This is a genomic window from Streptomyces sp. NPDC001100 (genome assembly GCF_053598575.1).
In genome coordinates this window covers 120253-145100 of record NZ_JBSFKO010000016.1, presented here as the reverse complement: position 1 = coordinate 145100, position 24848 = coordinate 120253, and the positions used below count along the sequence as shown (strand labels likewise).

27 protein-coding genes, 1 tRNA gene and 1 pseudogene are annotated in these 24848 nt (G+C 69.4%); 8 read left to right on the top strand and 21 right to left on the bottom strand.

The genetic code is table 11. The features are described from left to right. Positions 1–12 precede the first annotated feature (12 nt). Positions 13–381 (bottom strand): STAS domain-containing protein, encoded by a 369-nt coding sequence (locus ACWDEW_RS24190; RefSeq protein WP_450515005.1) that lies wholly within the window; start codon positions 379–381, stop codon positions 13–15. Positions 382–706: 325 nt separating this feature from the next. Here ACWDEW_RS24190 and ACWDEW_RS24185 point away from each other — a divergent pair, with 325 nt between their 5' ends. Then, a complete protein-coding gene (locus ACWDEW_RS24185) occupies positions 707–985 on the top strand; it encodes a hypothetical protein (protein WP_450515004.1) in 279 nt (92 codons plus the stop codon). Between the two features lie 49 nt (positions 986–1034). Here ACWDEW_RS24185 and ACWDEW_RS24180 read toward each other — a convergent pair whose 3' ends face one another. From ACWDEW_RS24180 to ACWDEW_RS24150, 7 genes are all read right to left on the bottom strand, one after another. Beyond that, positions 1035–1751 carry a GAF and ANTAR domain-containing protein gene (locus ACWDEW_RS24180; RefSeq protein ID WP_450515003.1) on the bottom strand — a complete coding sequence of 239 codons (717 nt, stop codon included), beginning with the start codon at positions 1749–1751 and terminating at the stop codon, positions 1035–1037. 149 nt (positions 1752–1900) lie between these two features. Continuing rightward, the gene (locus ACWDEW_RS24175) at positions 1901–2647 is read right to left on the bottom strand and encodes a GAF and ANTAR domain-containing protein (protein WP_450515002.1); all 747 of its coding nucleotides are present in this window, start codon (positions 2645–2647) and stop codon (positions 1901–1903) included. A 132-nt stretch (positions 2648–2779) separates the two neighbouring features. Then, the gene (locus ACWDEW_RS24170) at positions 2780–3268 is read right to left on the bottom strand and encodes an STAS domain-containing protein (RefSeq protein ID WP_450515001.1); all 489 of its coding nucleotides are present in this window, start codon (positions 3266–3268) and stop codon (positions 2780–2782) included. A 613-nt stretch (positions 3269–3881) separates the two neighbouring features. Beyond that, positions 3882–4712: an oxidoreductase gene (locus ACWDEW_RS24165; protein ID WP_450515000.1), complete on the bottom strand. Its 831-nt coding sequence runs from the start codon at positions 4710–4712 to the stop codon at positions 3882–3884. 13 nt (positions 4713–4725) lie between these two features. Then, on the bottom strand, positions 4726–5469 hold the full coding sequence (locus tag ACWDEW_RS24160) for an NmrA family transcriptional regulator (protein WP_450514999.1): 744 nt from the start codon (positions 5467–5469) through the stop codon (positions 4726–4728). Between the two features lie 206 nt (positions 5470–5675). Next, a complete protein-coding gene (locus ACWDEW_RS24155) occupies positions 5676–6503 on the bottom strand; it encodes an alpha/beta fold hydrolase (RefSeq protein WP_450514998.1) in 828 nt (275 codons plus the stop codon). 316 nt (positions 6504–6819) lie between these two features. Then, entirely contained in the window at positions 6820–7074 is a 255-nt protein-coding gene (locus ACWDEW_RS24150; RefSeq protein ID WP_450514997.1) for a helix-turn-helix domain-containing protein, read from the bottom strand. Between the two features lie 414 nt (positions 7075–7488). Between ACWDEW_RS24150 and ACWDEW_RS24145 the strand changes: the two genes are divergently transcribed. Next, complete coding sequence (locus ACWDEW_RS24145) at positions 7489–8727, top strand: PP2C family protein-serine/threonine phosphatase (RefSeq protein ID WP_450514996.1); 1239 nt, start codon at positions 7489–7491, stop codon at positions 8725–8727. Positions 8728–9101: 374 nt separating this feature from the next. Here the strand turns inward: ACWDEW_RS24145 and ACWDEW_RS24140 are convergent, their stop codons facing one another. Then, positions 9102–9305, bottom strand: a complete 204-nt coding sequence (locus ACWDEW_RS24140; RefSeq protein ID WP_008735947.1) for a cold-shock protein — start codon at positions 9303–9305, stop codon at positions 9102–9104. A gap of 246 nt (positions 9306–9551) precedes the next feature. Continuing rightward, positions 9552–9890, bottom strand: a complete 339-nt coding sequence (locus ACWDEW_RS24135; protein ID WP_450514995.1) for a MerR family transcriptional regulator — start codon at positions 9888–9890, stop codon at positions 9552–9554. Between the two features lie 404 nt (positions 9891–10294). Between ACWDEW_RS24135 and ACWDEW_RS24130 the strand changes: the two genes are divergently transcribed. The 3 genes from ACWDEW_RS24130 (at position 10295) to ACWDEW_RS24120 (ending at position 11533) form a co-directional block, all read left to right on the top strand. Beyond that, positions 10295–10567 (top strand): hypothetical protein, encoded by a 273-nt coding sequence (locus ACWDEW_RS24130; RefSeq protein WP_450514994.1) that lies wholly within the window; start codon positions 10295–10297, stop codon positions 10565–10567. Positions 10568–10789: 222 nt separating this feature from the next. Next, positions 10790–11107, top strand: a complete 318-nt coding sequence (locus tag ACWDEW_RS24125) for a hypothetical protein (protein WP_450514993.1) — start codon at positions 10790–10792, stop codon at positions 11105–11107. 66 nt (positions 11108–11173) lie between these two features. Beyond that, the gene (locus ACWDEW_RS24120) at positions 11174–11533 is read left to right on the top strand and encodes a hypothetical protein (protein ID WP_450514992.1); all 360 of its coding nucleotides are present in this window, start codon (positions 11174–11176) and stop codon (positions 11531–11533) included. A gap of 118 nt (positions 11534–11651) precedes the next feature. On the opposite strand, the gene ACWDEW_RS24115 is transcribed toward ACWDEW_RS24120, so the two are convergent. The 6 genes and pseudogenes from ACWDEW_RS24115 to ACWDEW_RS24090 all read right to left on the bottom strand — a co-directional run bounded on the left by ACWDEW_RS24115 (position 11652) and on the right by ACWDEW_RS24090 (position 15812). Further along, the gene (locus ACWDEW_RS24115) at positions 11652–11960 is read right to left on the bottom strand and encodes an SCO5918 family protein (RefSeq protein ID WP_450514991.1); all 309 of its coding nucleotides are present in this window, start codon (positions 11958–11960) and stop codon (positions 11652–11654) included. 49 nt (positions 11961–12009) lie between these two features. After that, positions 12010–12417, bottom strand: a complete 408-nt coding sequence (locus ACWDEW_RS24110; protein ID WP_450514990.1) for a CBS domain-containing protein — start codon at positions 12415–12417, stop codon at positions 12010–12012. A 46-nt stretch (positions 12418–12463) separates the two neighbouring features. Further along, positions 12464–13957, bottom strand: a complete 1494-nt coding sequence (locus tag ACWDEW_RS24105) for a DEAD/DEAH box helicase (protein ID WP_450514989.1) — start codon at positions 13955–13957, stop codon at positions 12464–12466. A 359-nt stretch (positions 13958–14316) separates the two neighbouring features. After that, the gene (locus ACWDEW_RS24100; protein WP_023586116.1) at positions 14317–14520 is read right to left on the bottom strand and encodes a cold-shock protein; all 204 of its coding nucleotides are present in this window, start codon (positions 14518–14520) and stop codon (positions 14317–14319) included. Positions 14521–15217: 697 nt separating this feature from the next. Next, positions 15218–15510, bottom strand: a pseudogene (locus tag ACWDEW_RS24095) (NUDIX domain-containing protein); the annotation flags it as partial. Between the two features lie 225 nt (positions 15511–15735). Then, positions 15736–15812, bottom strand: a tRNA-Thr gene (locus tag ACWDEW_RS24090). Between the two features lie 248 nt (positions 15813–16060). Here ACWDEW_RS24090 and ACWDEW_RS24085 point away from each other — a divergent pair. The 3 genes from ACWDEW_RS24085 to ACWDEW_RS24075 all read left to right on the top strand — a co-directional run bounded on the left by ACWDEW_RS24085 (position 16061) and on the right by ACWDEW_RS24075 (position 18691). After that, complete coding sequence (locus ACWDEW_RS24085; RefSeq protein WP_450514988.1) at positions 16061–17197, top strand: ABC transporter ATP-binding protein; 1137 nt, start codon at positions 16061–16063, stop codon at positions 17195–17197. A 210-nt stretch (positions 17198–17407) separates the two neighbouring features. Then, complete coding sequence (locus ACWDEW_RS24080) at positions 17408–17863, top strand: hypothetical protein (RefSeq protein WP_026179108.1); 456 nt, start codon at positions 17408–17410, stop codon at positions 17861–17863. A 96-nt stretch (positions 17864–17959) separates the two neighbouring features. After that, on the top strand, positions 17960–18691 hold the full coding sequence (locus ACWDEW_RS24075) for a nucleotidyltransferase family protein (RefSeq protein ID WP_450514987.1): 732 nt from the start codon (positions 17960–17962) through the stop codon (positions 18689–18691). 139 nt (positions 18692–18830) lie between these two features. Here ACWDEW_RS24075 and ACWDEW_RS24070 read toward each other — a convergent pair whose 3' ends face one another. The 5 genes from ACWDEW_RS24070 to ispD all read right to left on the bottom strand — a co-directional run bounded on the left by ACWDEW_RS24070 (position 18831) and on the right by ispD (position 24608). After that, on the bottom strand, positions 18831–20468 hold the full coding sequence (locus ACWDEW_RS24070; protein WP_450514986.1) for a DoxX family protein: 1638 nt from the start codon (positions 20466–20468) through the stop codon (positions 18831–18833). Between the two features lie 326 nt (positions 20469–20794). Continuing rightward, on the bottom strand, positions 20795–21739 hold the full coding sequence (gene rlmB / locus ACWDEW_RS24065; RefSeq protein WP_450514985.1) for a 23S rRNA (guanosine(2251)-2'-O)-methyltransferase RlmB: 945 nt from the start codon (positions 21737–21739) through the stop codon (positions 20795–20797). Positions 21740–21849: 110 nt separating this feature from the next. After that, positions 21850–23250, bottom strand: coding sequence for a cysteine--tRNA ligase (cysS, locus tag ACWDEW_RS24060; protein ID WP_450514984.1), 1401 nt, complete (start codon positions 23248–23250; stop codon positions 21850–21852). A 118-nt stretch (positions 23251–23368) separates the two neighbouring features. Next, positions 23369–23866 (bottom strand): 2-C-methyl-D-erythritol 2,4-cyclodiphosphate synthase, encoded by a 498-nt coding sequence (gene ispF / locus ACWDEW_RS24055; protein ID WP_450514983.1) that lies wholly within the window; start codon positions 23864–23866, stop codon positions 23369–23371. After that, positions 23856–24608 carry a 2-C-methyl-D-erythritol 4-phosphate cytidylyltransferase gene (ispD, locus tag ACWDEW_RS24050; protein ID WP_450514982.1) on the bottom strand — a complete coding sequence of 251 codons (753 nt, stop codon included), beginning with the start codon at positions 24606–24608 and terminating at the stop codon, positions 23856–23858. The genes ispF and ispD overlap by 11 nt, the downstream gene beginning before the upstream one ends. Positions 24609–24848 lie beyond the last annotated feature (240 nt).

Below are 24848 nucleotides of genomic sequence, written 5' to 3'. Positions count from 1 at the left end.
CTGCCCCGAACACTACGGGGCCCACTCCGCCGTCGCACGGTCCGCGGGTATGTCGTGCCAGGCGTCGTGGGTGCTCGCGTACCGCGGGAACCGGTCCCGCAGACCGGCGGCCCGGAACACGAGACCCGCACCCGGCAGGTGGTGCACGACGCGCAGCCATCCATGCCGCTCATGACAGTCCTTCCGCGCCGCGCACAGCGGGTCCAGGACGCTGCCGTCCATGAAGGTGACACCGCGCAGATCCACGATGAGGAGCAGCCGCCCGCCACCGTGCCGGGCGTCCACCAGATCACGCGCGAAGGCCGGCACGGTCACCAGGTCCAGCTCGCCGCCGGCCGTGACCACACGCAACTCGTCGAACAGGTCGGAATGCGGGCCCATACGACCCAACTCCTCTGCCACCGGGGGCTTTCGCCTTGCGCAGGGCCTCTGTTGCGCGGAAACGGACGCTACGGAGAGGGCCGGGGGCACGGGCGGACCGTACGACGAGGGTACTGCCGTACAGGGGGCGGCCCGCGGCTCTAGCTCCAGATGGGCGCGGGAGTGGCCGAAGGTGTCGTCCCTGGTCGGTTCCTGACGGATTCGAGGGCGAAGGTGCAAACCCCTGACGTCGTACCGTATCCGCGGCCTCCGGGCAGGACTAGGCTGTGGAGCAAGGCCCCAGTCCCCGGTATCGATGCTGAGTCCAGCTCCCGGGAGACCCGCTGTGTTCGTCCTGCTCATCGTCCTCGTCCTGGTCCTGTTCGCCTTCGGTTTCCTCCATCCCCTCTGGTGGGTGGCCGCGGCGGTGCTGATCTACAGCGCCACCCGCCTCGGCCGCGACCGTGGCGGAGGCGGGTGGCGTGACGGCGGTTCCGATCTCGGGGACTACCGGGACTACCAGGAGCGCCGGAGCCGTCGGGAACGCTGGGACCGCCGCTACAGCCGTCAGCACCGGGCACGCTGGCGGCGCGAGGACCGCCGGGACCACGAACGCCGCGGGTGACGCGCGGAGTTGCCCGGTCGCGCCGCCCGGTTCCCGGACGGGGTGTGGATCAGGCCTCCAGTCCGGCAAGGGGTTCGGAGCCGTCGACGAAGGCGCGGGCCACGTCGGACAGCCGCCGGTTGTGGGCGCGGGCGTAACCGCGCAGGGCGCTGAACGCCTGCTCCATGTCGATGCCCTGGCGTTCGGCGAGCTTCCCCTTGGCCTGTTCGATCAGCACCCGGCTGTTCAGCGCGGTCTGCAGCTGCTCGTTGAGGACCGTGCTGCGCGCGCTGGAGCGCTGCTGGAGCAGGCTGATGGTGGCCACGTCGGCCAGGGCCTGGGCGACGGGCGTGCCGACCGGGTCGAAGGGACCGGGTGCGGCGTGGAAGAGGTTCAGGGCGCCCACGGTCTCCTCCCGCAAGCGCATGGGCAGGGCCTGTACGGCCCCGAATCCGCTGCGGTGGGCCGCCGTGACGAAACGCGGCCAACGGTCGATCTCCCGGGTCAGGTCGGAGATGACCACCGGTGCGCCGGTGCGGAAGCAGTCCAGGCAGGGGCCTTCGTCGTTCTGGAGCTGGAAGAGCTCCAGCAGCCGCACCTGTTCGTCGGAGGCGGCCATGACGCGGAGTCCGCCGTCCCGGTCGGCGAGCAGCACACCGGCGGCGCTCGCGTCGAGCATGCTCACACAGCGGTCGGTCAGCAGGCGCAGAAAATCGATGAGGTCGAAGTCGGCGACCAGATTGTCGGCCAGCTCGACGAAGGTCTTGGCCAGGAGCTGTTGATCCATCGTGGGCACCCTCGATTGGGAGTGGTCCCGGCCCAAAGGGGCGGGCAGTACGGCACGTTTCTCGGACGGCACCCATGCGTCAGGGTTCCTCAGATTTCGTTGGATTTCCTGAGGTCTTGCCATATTTACGAAGGTTTCGAGATGTTCCGTCAGGTTTCCTTGTCGGTCCGGTCCGGCTCCGCGTCCGGTGAGAAACGGAGCCGCCGGGCCACCACGTCCGCGGCCACCTCGGCCAGCCGGAGTCCCTGCGCGAAGGCATGACCGCGAAGTCTGACGAAGGCCTCCTCGATGCCGACGCCGAGCTGGACGGTCAGGACACCGCTGGCCTGGTCTATCTCCGCCCGGTACGCGCCCAGGTCCTCGACGGGGCCGTCGCGCGGACCGCCCGCCTCGTCGATGCGCGCGTCGAGCAGCACCAGGGTCGCGAGATCGGCGAACGCCAGCGCGTCCGCCAGTTCCTCCGCGTCCAACCGGACCGGAACATGGGCGTACAGGTCCAGAACCCCCAGGCTGATCGCCCCCATCTGCAACGGGAGCGCGAACACCGCGCGCGCCCCGGCTTCCAGGGCCGCGTCCGCGAACACCATCCAACGGTTCTGGAGCTCACGGGTCAGCAGATCGGGTGTCAGAACGGCCGAGCCGTGCCGGAAGGCATCCACACACGGCCCCTCGCCCAACGTGAGCTGGAGTTCCTCCAGTTGCTCGCTGATGTCGTCGGTGCTGCACAGCGGATGGCTCGGCGCGGCCGGGGACATCGCCGACACTCCGGCCCCGCCGACCGGCAGCGCGGCCACGGCCGCGGTGCACACGTCCACCACACCGACCCGGACACCGCGCCGGGCCGCCTGCTCGGCCACCAGCACCTGGATACGCTCCGACCGGCTCTCAGACCCCACCCGGGCCACCGCCCGCAGGCATGGTGACAGGCTTCACCGACGCGGCGCCGGATGGTGCCCGGCGGCCGGTCGGCAGCCCCTTCCGCAGACGGCGGCAAAAGCCCCGCTCCTGCGGGCGCCGACGGTCGGCCGTCATCGCGCATCTCCCGAAACTCCCGGAACTCCCGAAGCTTCCGGAACTCCCGGAACTCCCGAAAATCCAGGAACTCCGGAAAGGACGGACAGCGGCCGCACGGAGCGCTGCGCCGGGGGTGGAACCGGCGCAACCCGGGTGTCCGCGCGAGGAGGTGGCGGACGACCGGACGAAGGGCCGAGGAGCAGGAACCCGTCGCCGACGACGTCGAAAATCCGGAGCAGAGTGGCCGGCGGATGCTGCAGTCGCAGGGTCCCGCCGAGCCCTTCGGTCTGCTGTGCCACGCGGAGGAACACGTTGAGCCCGCTGCAGTCGCAGAAGGTGACGCGGGCGAGGTCGACATCGACGGCGCGGACACCGTCGTGCAGGCACCGCTCCAGCGACGCACGCACCAACGGCGCGGATTCGAGGTCGATCTCACCGGCCAGGGTGATCAGCGCCCTGGCCGTTCGGTCATGGTGGTGGACGGTGAGCTGTAGCAGGGGCATGGCGCCTCGGTTCGGAAGACCATCCGGCAGCGGGTGCGGTGGTGCCGGAGTCCCGGCTACCTGGGCGCGCTCCCGGCGGGGGCGTACTTTCGGCGGAGGCAGAGCGACGGCCGGTCCGACAGCCTGCGCGGCAGGACAGAGGATCAACCCGGCTCCCTCCAGGGATGCGCCGGGTGACAGACGAAGAGTCCGCACCCCGCAGCCATCCTCGTTCAGCGATCACATGCCGCCGGGGTCTGGGACGTCTGTTCAGCAGACTAGTCCTCGCGCCGCCCCCGTGGACGGTTCGAAGCCACCCGATCCAGGATGCGAACCCCGGCCTCGAACCGGAGCCGCTGGTCTGACTGGATTCAGCCCAATTGTCCGTTGACGTGATCGACAGCGGACGCGCGAAAGTACGGGTACCGGTTGTCGGTGGGTCCGGGCGGAACTCGCCCCAGCAGCACCTCCGGCAAGCCGACCCGTGGCAGCAACGCCTCCACCGCCGAGAGCAGCCTCAGCAGCGACGCCCGCGCCGCCAAGTGATCTTGCCGACTGGTTCCGAATACTGCCCCGGTGTCCGGAATCACCTGCTCAGAACACATGTCGCCCAGTGCTCGGTCCACACCGGTTCCTAGTCGTGGTCGGTGGAGAGGGCGACGTGCCGCCAGGTGTCCATCTCCTTGCGGAAGGCGTCCAGCTTGGCGTCGAAGGCTTGCAGGGTGTCGGCTCCGAGTGGGAGGCGCAGGGGCGGTTCGGGGGTGGCGGCGATCTCGACGATGGCGTGTGCGGCCTTGACCGGGTCGCCGGGCTGGGCGTGGTTCAGGGAGGGGACGGCGTCACGCATCGCGCCGGCGGTGGGCGCGTAGTCGTCGATCACGTCGATGTCCGAGTTCAGTCTGGCGGGATCGAGGAAGTCGGTGCGGAAGAAGCCGGGTTCCACGAGCGTGACGTGGATGCCGAGGGGGGCGGGTTCGGTGTGGAGGGTCTCGGTGAAGCCCTCGACGGCGAACTTCGTGGAGGCGTAGATCCCCCAGCCGGGCGCGGTGGCGAAGCCCACGATGGAACTGATGTTGATCACATGGCCGGACCGCTGACGCCGCAGCACCGGCAGCACGGCCCGCTGCACGGCGAGCGGGCCGAACACGTTGGTCTCGAACACCGCGCGCACCGCGGCGTCGTCGGACTCCTCGACGGCGGCGAGCAGGCCCGTGCCGGCGTTGTTGACCAGAACATCGATCCGGCCGAACCGCTCGACCGCCGCGTCGACAGCCGCCCGGATACTCGACGGATCGGTCACGTCCAACGGCACAGCCAGCAGCGCGTCACCGGCGTCGGGGAACTGCTCGCGAACGGCTTCGGCCTTCCTGGCGGTCGCGACCACCTGGTGACCGGCGGCGAGGGCGGCACGCGTGATCTCCAGGCCGAAGCCCCGCGACGATCCCGTAAGGAACCAGACACTCATTGACTTCTCCTCTTCAGGCAGTGGGCAGGTTGAAGGCGGCGCGGTTCTGGGCGATGAAGCCCTCGACGTCGAGGGACTCGCTGCCGCCGATCGTCTTCACGAGGTCGTTGGTGCCGGCGAAGACGCCGTTGCGGTAGTCGACGGCCACGGCGAGCAGGTGCTGGATCAGGTGGTCCGGCGCGCCGCGCCCGCGCAGAATGGCGGCGCATTCGTCGAGTTCGATGGGCACGTAGGTGACGTCGCGGCCCAGCGCCTTCGACATCTTCTCGGCGATCTCGTAGTGGTTGAGCTCCTCGGCGCCGTACAGCGGGTAGATCCGGCCGGCGTGCGGGGCGGGGTCTTCGAGGATGGCCGCGATGACCTTCGCCTGGTCGCTTTCGGCGATGGGGGCGTGGCGTCCGTCGGCGAACAGGAGGCGCGGTTCGCCGGTGCCGTCGGCCCAGGTGTCGCTCAGCCACTGGGCGAAGAAGGTCGGGCGGATGTGGGTGACGGGGACCGGGTCGTGGTCCAGGACGCGTTCGGCGACCCAGTGCTGGCGGGCCGCGTTGCCGGCGGTGTCGCGGCGGGCGGAGATCTGCGACATGTTCACGATCGCCTGGACGCCGTTCTCCTCCGCCGCCTGGGCCACGTTCGCGGTGGCGTCCATCAGGCCGGGGCGGATCGGATACGTGAAGTACAGGACGGCGAGCCGCTCGGCGCGCCCGTCGATCCGGCGGACGAGCGCGCGAACCCGCTGACCCGCTGACCCGCTGAACACGCTCAGGCGGCAACTCGGCGGTACGGCCGCCCGTCCTGCCGGTCGCTCCGATCACCACACGACCGCATGCCATTACGACGCGACGCCCCTCCGTCCGTGGAGAAGTGCCTGTGGTGGAAAGGGAGTCGACAGGTGATGCGCGCGCGGCAGCCGCGCATCACCGTGATCGGTCGGGTGTCGGCTCGGGTCCGGGTGCCGCTCGCGGGTCAGTCGGCGAGGAAGCCGAGCAGGTCCGCGTTGAACCGCTCCTTGAAGGGAGCCACCGACATGAGTCCGTGCGGCGCCCCCTGATAGACCTTCAGCTCGGCGTCCTTGATGAGCTTCACCGACTTCTCCGCCGACGCCACGATGGGCACGATCTGGTCGTCGTCGCCGTGGATGATGAGCGTCGGTACGTCGATGCGCTGGAGGTCCTCGGTCAGATCCGTCTCCGAGAATGCCTTGACGCAGTCGTACGCACCCTTCATGCCGACCTGAAGGCTCCACAACCGGAAGGCTTCACGCAGCCCCAGGGACACCTGGGAGCCCTCTCGGTTGGCGCCGTAGAACGGGGCGCTGAGTTCCCAGTAGTACTGGGAGCGGTCATCGAGGACACCTTGGCGGATCCCGTCGAAGACTTCGACGGGCAGGCCCTCGGGATTGCTCTCCGTCTTGAGCATCAGCGGGGGGATCGCGCCGAGGAGTAGGAGCTTCGACACCCGCGCCGCGGCCCGCCCGGCCGCGCAGCGCGTCACCTCGCCGCCGCCGGTGGAGTGGCCGACGAGCACCACGTCGTGCAGGTCGAGGTGCTCCAGCAACTGCGTGAGGTCCTCGGCGTAGGTGGTGAGGTCGTTGCCGTCCCACGGCTGGCCCGACCGGCCGTGACCGCGGCGGTCGTGCGCGATGGCCCGGTAGCCGTTGCCCGCCACCAGATGAGCCTGGTCGTCCCAGGCGTCGGCGTTGAGCGGCCAACCGTGGCTGAACACCACGGGGCGACCGCTTCCCCAGTCCTTGTAAAAGATCTCGGTGCCGTCAGAAGTGGTAAAGACTGCCATGATCGATTCACCTTCCGCCGGCGGCCGCACGCCGGGCGCTGTTTCGACAGAACTCGCCGGCGAAGCAGGCCGCTTGAAAACAGTTCAACGGACCCTGGTGTGCATGTGCAACGAACTGACCCTGGCCAACAGGTTATTCGCGAGGTATCTCCCCGTCGCAGTGCTCTGTCGTGCCCGGTGTCGCCTGCCGCTTCCCATCGTGCAGCAGAATGCGGGGTCAGTCATCCCGTACGGTGCGTAGTCCGCGTGGTCCGGTGACTACGCACCCGGAGTCCATGGGCTGGAAAACGCCCGCTTCGCGCCAGTGCGCCGGGGTTCAGGAACCGAGGTGTTTCCGATTTTCCTGAAGTTCTCGACAGGAATGCACTCCGAGTTTCTTGAACACTTTGCGCAAGTGGTAATCGACCGTATGCACGCTCAGGAAGAGTTGTGCGGCGACCTCGGCGTTCGTCGCGCCATCGGCGGCGAGCCGCGCGACTCTGGACTCCTGCGTCGTGAGGTGATTTTCGCTGCCGGTAGCGGGTGCGTGATGTCGGTTTTCCGATGAGGAGCCGGCCGCGGACAGCTGCATGGCCGCACGCAGCGCATAGCCCCCGCTCCCATCTGCGTGAACAGGTCGCGGGCGGACCAGAGGTGATGGCGGGCCTCCTTCGTACAACCAAGGCGCGCAGTTGTGGGGAGACCGAGTGCTGGGCCGGCCGCGAAGGCCGTACGCAATCCAGCCCGGCGCATCCCAGTCCCTCGGACGTGACCAGTGACTTGACCGCTCGACGGGTGGTTGCCCGATAAGGCGCATCCGTTCGGGCACTCTGTGGTGCACTGGCACCTACCTGGCAGCGGGCTCGGCGCCGGCCACTCGCGTACCCGGGCGCGAGCCCTGAGTACCAGCAAGCAGCGAGGATGCACCGTGACCGCACGCGAGCATGAAGGGCCCGGTGGGCCGACCGTTCCCCCTTCCGCGAAACGGGGTGGCCAGGGCAGGGTGATGACCTTGCCGGGGACACTGGCCGCGGCGGAGACAGCGGCACCCGTGGAGTCGCTGGACGTGGTCGCGCGGATGCTCAGGGAGCACCTGGGGGCCGCGTCGGTGTCGTTCCTCATCGCCGACTTCACCGGCGCCTCGGTGGTACGGCTGGGCACGGCGGGCAGCGTCGACACCGATGAACCCGCCCGGCGCATCACCCTGCGGGGCACCCTCTACGACGACGTGATCCGCACCCAGCGGCCGAGCGTGGAGGACAAGGGCGAGGGCGCGCTGGTGCGGGTCGTGGCCCCGGTGACCAACCGCGGGGACGCCATCGGGCTCCTCGAACTGTTCCTGCCCGCGGCACCGGACGCGGAGACCATGCGGGAAATCGGCGAGACCGCACACGCCCTGGCGTACATCGTGATCGCCAACCGGTCCTTCACCGACGTGTACCAGTGGGGCCGCCGCACCACTCCGCTGAGCCTGGCCGCGGAGATCCAGCATCGGCTGCTCCCGGCTTCGCTGGCGTGCGAGGCCGCGCAGTTCGCCGTCGCCGGGGCGCTGGAGCCGGCCGACCACGTGGGGGGTGACACCTTCGACTACGTCATCGACCGGGACACCGTCCAGCTCTCCGTCACCGACGCCATGGGCCACGACGTCGACGCCGCGCTGCTGGCCACTCTCCTGGTGGGCGCCCTGCGCCGGGCACGGCGGGCCGGTGCCGACCTCGCCGAACAGGCCCGCCAGGCCGACCAGGCCATGCGGGAGCACGGCCGTCAGAGCTACGTCACCGGTCAGCTTCTCCGCATCAGCCTGATCGACGGCACAACCGAGTTCATCAACGCCGGCCACCCCTGGCCGCTGCGCATGCGGAACGGCGAAGTCCAGGAGATCACCCCGAAGATCGATATGCCGTTCGGCTTCCACGTTCCGCACACCTACCGGGTCCAGTCGCTGGACCTGCAGCCGGGCGACCGGCTGGTGATGCTGACCGACGGCATGCTGGAGCGCAACGCCAACAGCCTCGATCTGTCGGACCTGATCGTGCGCACCGGCGCACTGCACCCCCGCGAGGCCGCCCGCACTCTCATCGGGGCGATCGTCGACGCCAACCACGGCCACCTGCAGGACGACGCGACCGTCATGTGCCTCGACTGGCACGGCGTCGACCACTCGGAGCGGGACGCCAACACCGGCGCCGACCTCACCGATGCGTCCGCACCGTCACGGACAAGGCGGATGAATTCCGCGCGCTGACGCGATGACGCGGCGGCGCGATGACGGGACGGCGGCCCAGGCGCAGACCAAGGAGGACGAAGTCGGCGACCAGCACTTCTTGTCGTAGGCGACCTTCAGACAGCCGGGACCGACCGTCGCACTGCCCAGAGGGACGAAGTCCACGCCGTACGACAGCCGCACAGGAAGTGCGCGGCCGAGGCCACGCCGCCCGGGATTCACTTCAACAGATCAGGGCCGCGCGACCATCGCCGCGCGGCCCTGATCCCCTGCACCACAGATCCTGTCGACGCCCGGCACGAGAGCCGGTCCCCGTGTCCGGGTGAGCGGCACGGCGCGCGGCCGGCGGCAGTCACGGACGCGGCGTGCGCGATCCCGCGGGCAGAGCTGCGAGGTCAGGCCGGGTTGATGTTTTCGGCCTGGGGGCCCTTCTGGCCCTGGGTGACGTCGAACGTCACGACCTGGCCCTCCTGGAGCTCACGGAAGCCCGAGGAGTTGATCGCCGAGTAGTGCGCGAAGACGTCCGGTCCTCCGCCGTCCTGGGCGATGAAGCCGAAGCCCTTTTCCGCGTTGAACCACTTCACGGTTCCTGTAGCCATGTCTTGTGCCTCCCAGTCGGTGAACGCCTCCCCCTCCATGGGGAAGGCGGAGGTGATCGCCCTGGTCCCTGCGGCACAGCACAGCAAAAAGCCCACACCAGGAGCATGGGCTTGGGGGGGAACTCCGAACCACGACAGCTGACGCAGACGCTACACGCCCACACACCGTGTCACCAGGGAAAGGGATCACGCCGAACATCGGGACCGGTTGTACGGGGTGCCCGCCGATGCCGGCGGGCCCCTGTCTCAGGCCGTGTTCGTCGGGTTCGCCGATTCTGCGGTGCGGCGGTATTCGGCGTTGATGCGCTGGGCTTCTTCGAGCTGGTCTTCGAGGACGATGATGCGGCAGGCGGCCTCGACAGAGGTGCCGTGGTCGACGAGTTCCCGGGCGCGGGCGGCGATACGCAGCTGGTAGCGGGAGTAGCGGCGGTGACCGCCCTCGGAGCGGAGCGGGGTGATCAGGCGGGCTTCGCCGATGGCGCGCAGGAAGCCCTGCGTGGTGCCGAGGAGCTCGGCGGCCCGGCCCATCGTATAGGCGGGATAGTCGTCGTCATCGATACGGCTGAACGAGTCGTCTGCTGTCATCTGCACCTCTCCATGGAACGCGTGGAGGGGCCCTGGTGCCTATCGCACCAGGGCCCCGAAGGAACTACTACACCATCTGCCGACCCTGACAGGGCGTCGGCCTTCTACTTCCGCAGACCCGACCGGCTTGCTGCCGGGGCTGCTGGGATCGCGGTTGCTTGACCGGAGACCACCTCACTATCGATGTCCTGCGGTACCCGGGTTCAAGATCCGGCCCGGGCGATCCTGATGGCGCTCGGCTCCTCCGTTCTTCCCTCTGGGATCAACTGCCTACAACTGGGGTACTGCGCACTGCTGGTGATACGAACCGCTCAGCGGCCTGTGACAGCACCGCTCTTCGGCAGCCAGCCCCGTCGCCCGTCCTGCGTCTGCCCTGGCTTGGAACCCCACTGCCGAACCTCCCGGTGCGCGCGTCCGCAGCCGACGCCTTCACCGAGGTGCTGCTCACCGACTTCACTGCTGGATACCGCGAACTGCACTTTCGGGTACTGCCACTTGCGGTCCTGCTCACGGCGGCCCCTGATCACTACGGGCCACCCGGTACGGTCGCCAGCCGCGTCGCCGTCCTGCAACCGCTCTGGCTTCGCGACTCCACCACCGCACCGTCCTGCGAACTGCACCTGCGGATACTGCTCTGCCCGGCAGTTCGTGTCTGCCGGGCCCGGCTGTCTCTCTGAGCTACGACAGAACCATAACCACACCCCCACCCCAATGTCTACTCTGACAAAAATAGATTTCCGCGTGTTCGACAGACAGGCAATCGGCCTCGAACAGTGATCGGAGCAGGAGGAGGGCCTGTCAGCGCCTGGTCAGCCGGCCACAGGGAGAGAACGAGACACGGCAGGCAGAACCGGACATCGACGATCCACGGACCGGGGAGACCTGATGAAGGAGACCTGATGAACACGATGAGCGTCGACGTCGCGGCCGCCCGCTCCACGCCATGCGTCGCCGGCGCACGCGAAAGCGCCCGGGACCTGACCACGCACCCGGACAGCGTCGAGGTGGCCGTGCACGACCACAGCCCGCAGGCGCCGCGCATGCGCACCCCCGACCTGAGTGACGGCACCGGAGGCTGCGGCCGGCCCATGGTCAACCGTCTCGCCCACACCGCCACCGTCACCACCGTCACCCGCCGGACGACCGGCAACCGGCAACCGGCAACCGGCGACCGGCGACCGGCGACCGGCGACCGGCGACCGGCGACAAGACCGTGAGCGCCCTCCTCGCCCGGTAACGCCACCGCTGAAGCAAACGGATGGCCGGCAAATACAATCTGACCCATGTCGAAGCATGACGAGTTGCTCGTTGACGTCGCCGCCGTGGTGGAGTCCGGGCAGAGCAACCAGATGTCCCTGACCGTGGTCACCGGCGGCACTGTCATCACCGGCCGGCTGGCTCCCGAAGCCGTGTGGAGGCGGAGGGTGTCGGAGGTTCTGACGGATTCCGCCCGCCTGGGAGAGTTCTCCGCCGTGTTCGACAGCCCCGCGAAGGAGGACGGCCCACCCACCCACCTGCACTTCCACGTCGCCCGAATTCTTCAGGGCACGGTGGGGATCCCGGAGACTGGCGGGATGTACCGGGTCGCGATCAACGACGTCAGCGCCTGGACCGTGGGCGACTTCAGCTATTCCGACAACTGATATTCCGGCCGCCGAGGAACCACGGGGGCGGGACCCCGTCGCACGCGATGGGCCCGGCCGACTCGCGTCGGCCGGGCCCACTGCTGTTCAGGGTGTCGGCGCGTGCCTGTCGCGTCGGTCAGACGGACAGGGGAGCGCCGAGCATCTCGGAAGCCTGCCGGAGCGAGCCGAGGACGCCCACGGGTACGGCCTTGGGGAGGGCGCGGCAGGTGAAGCCGAGCTTGGTCATCGCCCGGCGGACTTCGTCGGCGCTGAAGTCGCGGCGGTCCTGGCGGGTGATGACCTGGCCGACCTGCTTGACGGGGTAGTGACGGCGGCCGATGATCACGGACTCACCCATGACCTGCTCGGGCTTGACGCCCTTCATCGATTCCAGCACACCGCTCTTGGTGAGCTCGAAGGGGAAACGGGCGATGACGCAGCGCATGGGGCCTCACAGGGAGAAGGGAAGAACGGTCCGACGAGGGTGAGGCGGATCAGCGGGAGAGGGCGAGGTCGCCCAGGGCGCCGCCTTGCCCGTCGGCCACCGGCAGGGCACCGCGCCGCCGACGGACGCGCATCGCGTGCTCGGCTTCGGCCATCGTCATCACGGGTGACGTGAACGACCCGTGGTCGCCGAGGATGTCGCGCAGGCGGACGCGGTCCGTGTAAGCGGAGTTGTCGCGCACGGCGGTGAGTTCGGTCCGGGTGACCAGGCCTGTGCACTGGCCGTCCTGGTCGCAGACGACCAGTCGGCCCGTGCGGGCGGCGGCCATGACGGACAGCGCCACCTCGACGCTCATGTCGTCCCAGACCTGCGGTCCGGCCACCTCCACGACCTCGGCCGGCGTCCTGTGCACAGGGCCGGCGCTCGTCGGGCGGGGCTGCGTCTGAACCAGCGTCAAAAGATGCCTCCTGCAGAGATGGGTCAGCTTCCTGATCACGAAGGTTCTAGGCCGCCGCACCGACGACGGACTGGCGTACGGGCCCGCGCCGGGCTCCCGAGGAGGGGCGGCGCCGGCCCCTGGAGGAGGAGCCGCGCTTGGGGCGTTCGGCCACCGGTGCGGTGATGACGACCGGGACGCCGGACGGAGCCTGGGCACCGGTGATGCGGTTCAGTTCGGCCTCGCCGGAGCGGACCTCGGTGATCTGCGGCCGGATCCCGGCGTCCGACATGAGGCGGGCCATGCCGCGTCGCTGGCCGGGTGTCACGAGGGTGACGACGCTGCCGGACTCGCCGGCGCGGGCGGTACGGCCACCGCGGTGGAGGTAGTCCTTGTGGTCGGTCGGCGGGTCGACGTTGACGACCATGTCGAGGTTGTCGACGTGAATGCCTCGCGCCGCCACATTGGTCGCCACCAGCACGCTGACGTGCCCCGTCTTGAACTGGGCGAGTGTGCGGGTGCGCTGCGGCTGCGACTTGCCGCCGTGCAGCGCCGCGGCCCGGACTCCGCTGTTGAGGAGGTCCTGGGTCAGCCGGTCGACGGCGTGTTTGGTGTCCAGGAACATGATCACCCGGCCCTCGCGGGCGGCGATCTCGGTCGTGGTGGCGTGCTTGTCGGCGCCGTGGACGTGCAGGACGTGGTGCTCCATCGTCGTGACGGCACCGGCCGACGGATCGACCGAATGCACCACGGGGTCGGTGAGATAGCGGCGCACCAGCAGGTCGACGTTTCGGTCCAAGGTGGCGGAGAACAGCATCCGCTGCCCCTCCGGACGCACCTGGTCGAGCAGTGCGGTGACCTGCGGCATGAACCCCATGTCGGCCATCTGATCGGCCTCGTCCAGCACCGTGATGCCCACCTGGTTCAGACGGCACTCGCCGCGGTCGATGAGGTCCTTGAGCCGGCCCGGCGTCGCGACGACGACCTCGGCACCGCCTCGCAGCACGCTGACCTGCCTGCCGATCGACATCCCGCCCACCACGGTGGCGAGCCGCAGTCTGACGGAACGGGCGTACGGAGTGAGCGCATCGGTCACCTGCTGCGCCAGCTCACGCGTCGGTACGAGGATGAGTCCCAGCGGCTGGCGAGGCTCGGCACGCTGTCCGGCCGTGCGGGCGAGCAGGGCGAGACCGAAGGCAAGGGTCTTGCCGGAACCGGTGCGCCCGCGGCCCAGAACGTCACGGCCCGCCAGAGTGTTCGGCAACGTCGCACCCTGGATCGGGAACGGTGCCCTCACACCCTGCCTGCCGAGTTCGGCCAGCAGTTGCTCGGGCATGTCAAGATCGGCGAAATCCTCAACCGCAGGCAACGCGGGGGTGATCGTCTCAGGGAGCGCGAACTCACCCTGCACCACGGCGGGCCGACGGCCGTAACCGCCGGAACGGACAGGCCCGCCGGAACGGCGCGGTGCCGACGAGCCATAGCGGCTGCCGCCCTTCCCGGCGTCGGCGCTGCCATTACGGGTGCGGGCAAAGCGGTCGTTCGTACGTGTGCGGTTCATGCGGAACCTTCCTCGATGTGGCACATATCAAGGAATTCCCGCAGCGTTGAGCAGCACGGAGAACCACAAGTATGGACCGACGGCAGAAGCACAATGCAAAAGAAAGCAGATCTGGCCGACGGAAATCCACGCGGGCGCAGGTGCTGAAATAAATGACGCGGCAGCGACGCACAATTCCGGGCGTCGACTGCGGTGCGGTTCTTCAGGTTGCGTCCGCATCTCTGAAGGATGAGCCGCACGTGGTGAGGCCGGTGATTTCTCCGAGCCGTCCCGCGGCTGAGACCACTGCGGGAGAATGCGTGCAGCTGGGGCCCGCACCCCGAGGGATGCGGGCCCCAGCTACCAAGTGCTTTTCAGCGTCAGGCCGGAACGATGTTCTCGGCCGTCGGGCCCTTCTGGCCCTGCGCGATGTCGAAGGTCACCTTCTGGCCTTCCAGCAGCTCGCGGAAACCCTGGGCGGCAATGTTCGAGTAGTGGGCGAACACGTCAGCGCCGCCACCGTCCTGCTCGATGAAGCCGAAGCCCTTTTCCGCGTTGAACCACTTCACGGTACCAGCAGCCATGTCATATCTCCTTCGGGGCAGTACACCGGTATCCGCACCGTGCGAACACCGTGTCGCCGCAATGATTACCCCGCCCGGAAAACGACCGGAAATACAAAAGCGCTCTCCCCAGCCGAAGCCGAGTGGGAGCACTTGAAGTTTCGGGAACCAAAACTGCAACTGAGATCAACAGTAGCACGCCGCCACGACCCCCACCGGTTAACCAATTCCACTCCCATCATTGCGACAAAAACTCTCGCCGCATGGTCCGGCAAACTCTCACCTCACAAGCACAGTTATTGACCCACTCACAGTGCAACGTTCCGGAGAAGCGCGATCGGCGGCCGCGACCAGGGCCGCCCGAGCACGGGGAGGTACACGGCTGTCCGCAGGATCGAATTCAACGGGGCCACGTCCCCCGTGATGCCGCTCACCCCCGAACTACGCCAGTACGAGGCCGCCGACCTGCCCGCGTACGGCGCGTCGCGGTCCGCGAATCAGCCCGCGACGGTGCAGGGCAGTGCTGAACTCACACGCAGATCCGGCGCGGCTTCTCACCCGCTCGCTGAACGAACGACCACGTCGAGCTCTCAGACGCTGCCAAGGGCCGGAACATCCCGCACGCAGGTTCGTCGGTACGCGCGCCTCGCTACTCCCCTCCATCAAGTGACACCTGAGGCCAGCTGTCGAGACAGCAGCGGAGAGCACTGACAGTCGGGCCGTTGGGGGCTTCGACGCCCCAGGCACCGTGGCTGATGTGAGCGACCTTCAGAAACCCGGCTCCACGGTCAGGCCAGTCTCCTCATACAGCTCGCGCACCGCGGTCTCGGTGATGGGCTCGCCGGGTTCACTCTTGCCGACGGGTAGGTCCCCCAGGCCTTGGGCTCCTTGGGTGAACTCGGCGTTGTGGCTGCGGTCATGGGTCCGAGGGCGGGCCCGAGGACGTTGGGCTGGTCGTCGATCGCGCCCCCGGCGGAGCGCGATCGTCGTGAACCTGTCCGGACACCACAACCTTGCGGCCCCAAGTGCGCTCGCGACCGCACGGCAGATCGGGCCCCATCCGCACGATCGCTGCGCACTTGCCCACCACACCGAACCCGACAGACCGGAGCCGACCGGCGGCGTCGATTCCAGACCTACGCGTTGCGATATGTAGCCCACAGGTGCCCGATCGGCCGGACTCCAAGGTCAAAAAACAAGAAACCTCAGGTCAGAGTCCTGACCTGAGGTTTTCCATGGAGCCCCCTGTCGGATTCGAACCGACGACCTACGCATTACAAGTGCGTTGCTCTGGCCAACTGAGCTAAGGAGGCCTGCACAGGTGTGAGGCGGATGTACCCGGCGTAGCCGAGTCGTGCGCGATCACGTGCCTGGTGCAGTGTACCCAGGTCCCCGACCCGCCCTGTCGAAAATTTCCGCGAAGTTCACATGCCCCCGGGTACTGACAGACCGGGCAAACGCCAGGTACCGTCCGTACCCAGTTCACTCGCGTGGACTACACCACCACCTTCCTACAACGGATCGTCCGGCACGTTCCTGCCGGTAGAAGGGGGCCTTCACCATGGCCACTGTTTCGTTCGACAAGGCGACCCGGATCTACCCGGGCACCGAGAAGCCCGCCGTCGATGGTCTGGAGATCGAGGTCGGGGACGGCGAGTTCCTCGTCCTCGTCGGTCCGTCCGGCTGTGGCAAGTCCACCTCGCTCCGCATGCTCGCGGGACTTGAGGACGTCAACGCCGGCGCCATCCGCATCGGTGACCGCGACGTCACGCACCTGCCGCCGAAGGACCGGGACATCGCCATGGTGTTCCAGAACTACGCGCTGTACCCGCACATGACGGTCGCCGACAACATGGGCTTCGCGCTCAAGATCGCCGGCGTCAACAAGGCCGAGATCCGCCAGAAGGTGGAGGACGCGGCGAAGATCCTCGACCTCACGGACTACCTCGGCCGCAAGCCGAAGGCGCTCTCCGGCGGTCAGCGCCAGCGTGTCGCGATGGGCCGCGCCATCGTGCGTGAGCCCCAGGTCTTCCTCATGGACGAGCCGCTGTCGAACCTCGACGCCAAGCTCCGCGTCTCGACCCGTACGCAGATCGCGTCGCTGCAGCGCCGCCTCGGCATCACCACCGTCTACGTCACCCACGACCAGGTCGAGGCCATGACGATGGGCGACCGCGTGGCGGTGCTCAAGGACGGTCTGCTCCAGCAGGTCGACTCGCCCCGCAGCATGTACGACCGCCCCGCGAACCTCTTCGTCGCCGGCTTCATCGGCTCCCCGGCCATGAACCTGGTCGAGGTCCCGATCACCGACGGCGGCGTGAAGTTCGGCAACTCCGTCGTCCCCGTCAACCGCGAGGCGCTCAAGGCCGCCACCGACAAGGGTGACCGCACGGTCACCGTCGGCGTGCGCCCCGAGCACTTCGACATCGAGGAGCACAACGGCGAGGCCGCGAAGTCCCTCACCAAGGACTCCGAGGACGCCCCGGCCGGTCTCGCGGTCTCCGTGAACGTCGTGGAGGAGCTGGGCGCCGACGGCTTCGTCTACGGCAGCGCCAAGGTCGGCGACGACCTCAAGGACCTGGTCGTCCGCGTCAGCGGCCGCTCGGTGCCGGAGAAGGGCTCGACGCTCCACGTGGTGCCGCGTCCGGGCGAGCTGCACGTCTTCTCGACCTCCACGGGCGAGCGTCTCACCGACTGATCACACAGTCACGACAAGGGCCTCGCGGTCGTCCGCGGGGCCCTTTCCCGTTTCCGGTTCGCGCTGCCCGACCGATATGACAAATACCCCGGCAGACCCGTCATTTCGAGCAGCGTTCGTCAACGCCCTACCCAATTCGAGGCACCAATCCATCCCCCGAATTGGTGACTAAATGTCGCCAAATCATTACCGGGCGCTACCCTCACACGCGTGAAGCACTCCAATAACCAACAGCCGCGACGCGGCCGGGGCCCCGCCCGTCGGGTCGGCCGCACCCTCGCCCTCGTCCTGCCCGTCATGATGGTGCTCTCCGGGACCCTCGCGGTCACCCGGGTCAACTGGTCGGGGAGCCCTTCCAGTTCGATGCTCACCGCGACGGACGTCACGGCGGCCGGAGCCTCCTCGCGGGCCGCCGCACGCGCCCCGCAGGACGTCCTGCGCGACCAGCTCATGACCGAGCTCCAGGACAAGAACCCGGGCGTCGTCCTGACCCACCTCCAGGAGGCGGTGAACGGCCACCCGTCGCTCGCCACGCACTGCACCTCCATCGCCCGCGCACTGGGCCGCGCAGCGGTCCGCATCTACGGCGCCGCACGCGCCCAGTCCTACGCCCGCCCCGTGTGCGACACCGCGTTCGCCTCCGGGGTCATGGCCGCGCACAGCTGACCGGAGCCTGCGCCCGGAGTAGGAGGTCGGTAACGGCTGATTAAGGAACGGTTGCAGCCGAAAGATGCGGTGGGGCCGCCACGTACAGTTCGGGTCATGACCGATCCGAACGCCGCGTCGCGCCCCACCCAAGCCGTGATCCTGGCCGGTGGCCAGGGATCCCGGTTGCGCCCGTACACCGACGACCGGCCCAAGCCGATGGTCGAGATCCCCGGCACCGGGACGCCGATCATCGGCCATCAGCTCGTCTGGCTCGCGGAAGAGGGCGTGACCGACGTCGTCGTCAGCTGCGGGCATCTCGCCGAGGTGCTGCAGGAGTGGCTGAAGACAGCCGATCTGCCCGTCGACGTCACCACGGTCGTCGAGACGGAGCCGCTGGGCCGCGGCGGCGGCCTCAAGTACGCCGCCGCGCATCTGCCCCGCCCGGACAGCCCCTGGTACGCCACCAACGGCGACATCTGGACCCGCTTCTCGCTGCGCGACATGGCGGACTTCCACACCGAGCGCAACGCAGTCGCCACGATCGCGCTGGCCCGGCCGCGGATCCCCTGGGGAGCCGTGCAGACGGACGACTTCGGGCGCGTCACCGACTTCATCGAGTCGCCGCCGACGCAGTACGCGATCAATGCGGGGGTGTACGTCTTCTCACCCGAGTTCGCCGGTTTGCTGCCGGAGCGGGGGGATCACGAGCGGACGACCTTCCCGCACCTCGCGCGTGAGTTGCGGCTGGCCGGGTTCCCGATTCCGCAGGGGGCTTACTGGCGGGCCATCGACACTGCGAAGGACCTCAGGGAAGCCGCCAAGGAGCTTGCTGCGCTTGGTCGTTGAGTGCGGGACGGTGGGGGCTGGTCGCGCGGTTCCCCGCGCCCCCAAGAACAAAGTGGGCCTGCACTGAAAAAGTGCAGGCCCTCTTACTGTGGTCAGCCGGTGGACGGCGACTGCGTCAACAAGCCCCCCACCGGCCCAGCTACCCCAACAGGCCGCCCACCAGGCCCGGCTGGCCGGAGGAGGACGAACCCCCGGTGCTGGAGCCGCCACTTGAGCCGGTGCCACCGGTCGTGCCGCCGCCCGAGGTGGGGCCGGAGGTCGTGCTGGGGGCCTGGCCGGCCGGGGAGGAGTGCTGGGGCTGGGTGCGGCCCGCGGTGCCCTGGGTCTGGCTGGGGGCGCCGCCGGTGGCCGTACCGGTCGAGGAGTGGGTCGCGCCCGGGCTCGTCGCGGCGTGCGACGGGCTGGCCGAAGCGGCTTTCCGGGACGGCGAGTTGACCGCCGAGGGGCTGCTGCTGCGGCTCTTGGTCGGTTCCCCGGGGAGCGGGGCGCCGGGCAGTTCGTTGCGCGGGGCCTCGCCGGGGCCGGGGACGACCACGCGGCTGGAGTCGCGCACCGCGCCGCCGAGGAGCGAGCCGATGAGCAGGGTGAGGCCGATGGCGACCGCCGTGACCAGGGCGCCGCGGCGCAGCACGTAGCGGCGCAGCTCCCAGATGTCGGCGCGGGGTCCGAGGCGGCGCCAGGCGCTGCCCGCGAGGCGGCCGTCGACGGAGTAGACGGGGGCGCCGGCGATGATCAGCGGGGACCAGGCGGCGAGGTAGATGATGTCGGGGGCGTCGTAGGCGGGAACGGTCTTCCAGCTGACGGTGACGATGAGCGCGGCGGAGAGCAGCGCGCCGCCGACCGCCGCGACCCGCTGCCACAGGCCGAGGATCGTCAGGACGCCCACGATGACCTGGGCGAAGGCGATGACGAGCCCGGAGCCGACGGGGTGCTGGAGGGCGAACTGCCGCAGTGGCTCGGCGACTTCCCAGGGGTGCAGGGTGTTGAGCCACTTGACCATGGAGCCGCGTTTGCCGCCGTCGAAGTAGACGGGGTCGCACAGCTTGCCCATGCCGGCGTAGATGGAGATGAAGCCGAGGAAGATGCGGAGGGGGAGCAGGACGACGCCGAGGTTCATCCGGCGGCCCGGGTAATAGGCGTGCCGTACCGGGTCGTTGGGGTGCCGTCCGGTGCGCCGCTCGCGCTCGCCGTCCGCCTCGAAGTCCTCGAACTCCCCGTCCGCGTAGGCGGGTTCGTCGTAGGCGCTGCCCACGGTCCGCATCTGCGGCAGGAGTCGGTTCTCGCCGGTGTCGTGGGCGTGGCCGCGCTGGGCGCCGACGATGGGGGTTTCGAGGGTCTGCGCGGTCAGGTCGCCGTCGTGGCCGCCGCCGTAACCGCCGTCCGCGATACGGGGGATGACCTGCGTGGCGCCCGCGTCGCCGGCCGGCTGCTCGCCGTGGCGGACGCCGCTGCCCCGCACCGCCTGAAGGAGCCGGTGGGCGCCGGTGTCGTCCGGGGCGGACCGGCCGCTCCAGACGACGGGCCTGCGGCGCGCGGCACCGGTGGCGGGCATCCGGGCGGTGTCCTCGGCGGTGCTCAACTGCCGTGCGAGGCGCGGGTTTTGGGTGCGCGTCGAGGCGCCCAGCTGCACGCGGAAACTCGCATGGTTGACGATGACCTGGGCCGGATCGCTCGGCACCTTCACCATGCTCAGCGCGGGAGCGTCGTCCAATCCGGACTGGAATCCGGACGAGCGGTCCCCCGTGGGTGTGCGGGGTGTTCTGGTGTCCACACTCATCTAACCGAGTGACGTGTGTTTAGGACACTGCTTTGACTTGCCGGATGTGTCCGGACAGCGTCAAGCTCGCCCTCGACCGCCAGATTGCCCCGAGTGGGTGACCGCGCCGAACGTCCGTTCAGCCAGACCCCGGCCAAACCCCGGCTACGACTCAACTACGACGCCGGGCCGCCTCGTAGAGCACGATCCCGGCCGCGACACCCGCGTTCAGCTGGGCGCCTCGGCGCCCCGTCCCGACCGCCGCCCTCGCGCGCTTCGCGCTTCGCGCTCGGGCCGACTGCGCGGGCCTCCGACCGGCGGGCTCCGCCGGCCCGCACCAACCGCCGTCAGGCCCGTCGCCGAGCCGCCTCGTACAGGACGATGCCCGCCGCCACACCCGCGTTCAGCGACTCCGCGCCACCCGGCATCGGGATCCGCACCCGGTAGTCGCAGGTCTCGCCGACCAGGCGGGACAGGCCCTTGCCCTCGCTGCCCACGACGATGACCACCGGGCCCTCCAGGGCCGGGAGTTCGCCGATCGTGGCCTCGCCGTCGGCGGCCAGGCCGACGATCGCGATACCGGCCTTCTTGTACGCCTCCAGGGCGCGCGTCAGATTCGTGGCGCGGGCGACGGGCGTACGGGCCGCCGTACCGGCCGACGTCTTCCAGGCGCCGGCGGTCATGCCGGCCGCGCGCCGCTCGGGGACGAGGACGCCGTGGCCGCCGAACGCGGAGACCGAGCGGACGATCGCGCCGAGGTTGCGCGGGTCGGTCACCCCGTCGAGGGCGACGATCAGCGGGTCCTCGCCCTTGTCGTAGGCCGCGTTGGCGAGGTCCTCGGCGTGCGCGTACTCGTACGGCGGGACCTGGAGGACCAGGCCCTGGTGGTTGAGGCCGTTGGTCATGCGGTCCAGCTCGGGGCGCGGGGCCTCCATGAGGTGCACGCCACCGCGCTCGGCGACCAGCTGGAGCGCCTCGCGCACCCGCTCGTCGTTGTCGATGAACTGCTGGACGTAGAGCGTGACCGCGGGGACGCCCTCGCGCAGCGCCTCCACGACCGGGTTGCGGCCCACGACCATCTCGGACGTGCCCTTGCCGCCGCGTCCGCGCGCGACCGGTGCGCGGCGCTGGACCTGCTTGGCCCTGGCGTTGGCGATGCGGTTCTTCTTGTGACCCTTGCGCGCCTCGGCGGGCGGGGTGGGGCCCTTGCCTTCCAGGCCCCGGCGCCGCTGGCCGCCACTGCCGACCTGCGCGCCCTTCTTGCCGGACATGCGGCGGTTGTTGGCTGCCATGACCTACCTGTCTGTTCAGAGTCGTATCAAGAGTTTGTGGACGTACGTCTATGCAGTGTGCCGCCCGGAGGGCCGGGCGGCACAGTCGATCTTCGTTGACCGGGACGGGCTCAGCGTGGGCCGAGGGTCCAGCGCGGGCCCTGCGGGCCGTCCTCGATGACCAGGCCGGACTGGTTGAGCTGGTCGCGGATGGCGTCCGCGGTGCCCCAGTCCTTGCGGCCGCGGGCGGACTCGCGCTGGTCGAGGACCATGCGGACCAGGGTGTCGACGACGCCGTGCAGGTCCTCGCCGCGGTCGGTCTCGCCGGCCCACTGCGGGTCCAGCGGGTCGAGGCCGAGGACGCCGAGCATGGCGCGCACCTCGGCGAGACGCGCGACGGCGGCTTCCTTGTCGTCGGCGGCCAGCGCGCTGTTGCCCTGCCGGACCGTGGTGTGCACGACGGCGAGGGCCTGCGGCACGCCCAGGTCGTCGTCCATCGCCTCGGCGAACGCGGGCGGCACCTCGGCCGCGGGCTCGACGACTCCCCCGGCCTTCTCCACCACCCGCTGCACGAAGCCCTCGATCCGCGCGAACGCGGACTCGGCCTCGCGCAGGGCCTCCTCGCTGTACTCGATCATCGAGCGGTAGTGCGGGGTGCCGAGGTAGTAGCGCAGGACGATCGGGCGCCAGGCCTTGACCATCTCGCTGACCAGCACGCTGTTGCCGAGCGACTTCGACATCTTCTCGCCGCTCATGGTGACCCAGGCGTTGTGCACCCAGTACTGCGCGAAGTCGTCGCCGTAGCCCTTGGCCTGGGCGATCTCGTTCTCGTGGTGCGGGAAGATCAGGTCGAGGCCGCCGCCGTGGATGTCGAAGGCGGGACCCAGGTACTTGTGCGCCATCGCCGAGCACTCCAGGTGCCAGCCGGGGCGGCCGCGGCCCCACGGGGTCTCCCAGTCGGGCTCGCCCGGCTTGGTCGCCTTCCACATCGCGAAGTCGCGCGGGTCGCGCTTGCCCGTGATGCCCTCCTCGGAGGGCTGGCGCAGGTCGTCGACGTCCTGGTTGGAGAGCTGGAGATAGTCCGGGTACGACCGCACGTCGAAGTAGACGCTGCCGTCGGCCTCGTACGCGTGACCGCGCTCGATCAGTCCGCGCATCATCTCGATCATCTCGGGCACATGGCCGGTCGCCCGAGGTTCGTACGTCGGCGGGAGGCAGCCGAGTGCCTGGTAGCCGTCGTTGAACGCGCGCTCGTTCTCGTAGCCGATCGCCCACCAAGGGCGGCCCTGGTCACGGGACTTGGTGATGATCTTGTCGTCGATGTCGGTGACGTTGCGGATGAACGTGACGTCGTAGCCGCGGTGTTCGAACCAGCGGCGCAGGATGTCGAAGTTCAGGCCCGAGCGGATGTGGCCGATGTGCGGGGCGGCCTGCACGGTGGCACCACACAGGTAGATCGAGACACAGCCCGCGGTGAGCGGGGTGAAGTCGCGAATCTGCCGGGCGCTGGTGTCGTACAGACGAATGGTCACGCTACAAGGGTAGTGGGCGGTAAGGAGTGCCCGGTGCCTTCCGGCGGATTGGCCGTTTACGGGTGCGGGTCCGGCGGAGGCTGGGCGCGCAGTCCCCCGCGCCCCTGAGTAGGCAAAGTCACCCTTGTTTCACGACCAGGGCCGTTGCCACCGCCATCAAGCCCTCGCCCCGCCCCGGAAAGCCCAGACCGTCCGTCGTCGCTCCCGAAACCGACACGGGAGCTCCCGCCGCCTCCGACAGCAGCTTCTGCGCCTCGTCCCGGCGCTTGCCGATCTTCGGACGCGGGCCTACGACCTGTACGGCGACGTTGCCGATGGTGAAGCCCGCCTCGCGGACGATCCTCGCGGCCTCCGTCAGCAGGGTCACTCCGGAGGCACCCGACCACTCGGGGCGGCCCGTGCCGAAGTGCCGGCCGAGGTCGCCGAGGCCCGCCGCGGAGAACAGGGCGTTGCAGGCGGCGTGCGCCACGACGTCCGCGTCGGAGTGGCCGGCCAGGCCCGGGCCCTCTCCCTCCCACTTGAGGCCCGCGCACCACAGCTCGCGGCCCTCCTCGAAGGCGTGGATGTCGGTGCCGATGCCGACCCGGGGAAGCACGAGGGGCTGCTCAGAAGCCATCGTTGAGCCTCCTGCGGGCGAGGACCGCCTCCGCGAGGACCAGGTCCAGGGGGCGGGTGACCTTGAAGGCCTCCTCGTGGCCGGGGACGACCACGACCGTGAGGCCGAGCTGCTCGACCATGCTCGCGTCGTCGGTGACGTTGTCGGTGACCGTCTCGTGGGCGCGGACGAGCGTGGCGCGGTCGAAGCCCTGCGGGGTCTGTACGGCGCGGAGGCGGGCCCGCTCGGGGGTGGCGACGACCGGCTCCGGGCCGCCGGGGTACGCGGCGGCCTCGACTTCCTTGACGGTGTCGGCCAGCGGCAGGGCCGGTACGACGGCGGGAGCTCCGTCCCGTACGGCCTCGATGACCGCGTCGACCGTGTCGACGGGGACGAGCGGGCGGGCCGCGTCGTGGACGAGGACGACGTCGTAGCCGGGGGGCAGCGCGTCCAGGCCGAGCTTCACGGACTCCTGGCGGGAGTCGCCGCCGGGGACGACCAGGAAGTCGGTGCGTTCGGGCAGCGCGTGCGCGTCGAGGAGGGTCTTGACCTCGGGGGCGCCGTCGGGCGGGGCCACGACGACGACCAGGGTGACGGCGCGGGAGGCGGCAAGTGCGCGGACCGCGTGGATGAGCATGGGGGTGCCGTTCAGCGCGCGTAGCGCTTTGGGGGCGCCGGGGCCGAGACGTACGCCCCGTCCGGCAGCCGGGATCACGGCTGCGACGGAGGACTGCGCCTGCGAAGAGCGCGAATCGTCAGACATCGGTTCCTGTCAGGTTTGTGTGCTCGACCTACGTGGGTATGGCCTGAGGAGTGCCGGGCGCGACGCCTTGACCGGACCCTTCCGTGACACCGGTCGAGCCTGCTGCCCGGGCCCGGCACACCATTATCGGGGGTTTCCAGGTGCAGCCCTGAACTGCCCCCGAACATGCCGAAGCGCCCGGCGACAGGCGGGCTGTCATCGGGCACCACGGCATTTCAGTGCGCTGAGCAGGGCGTACCA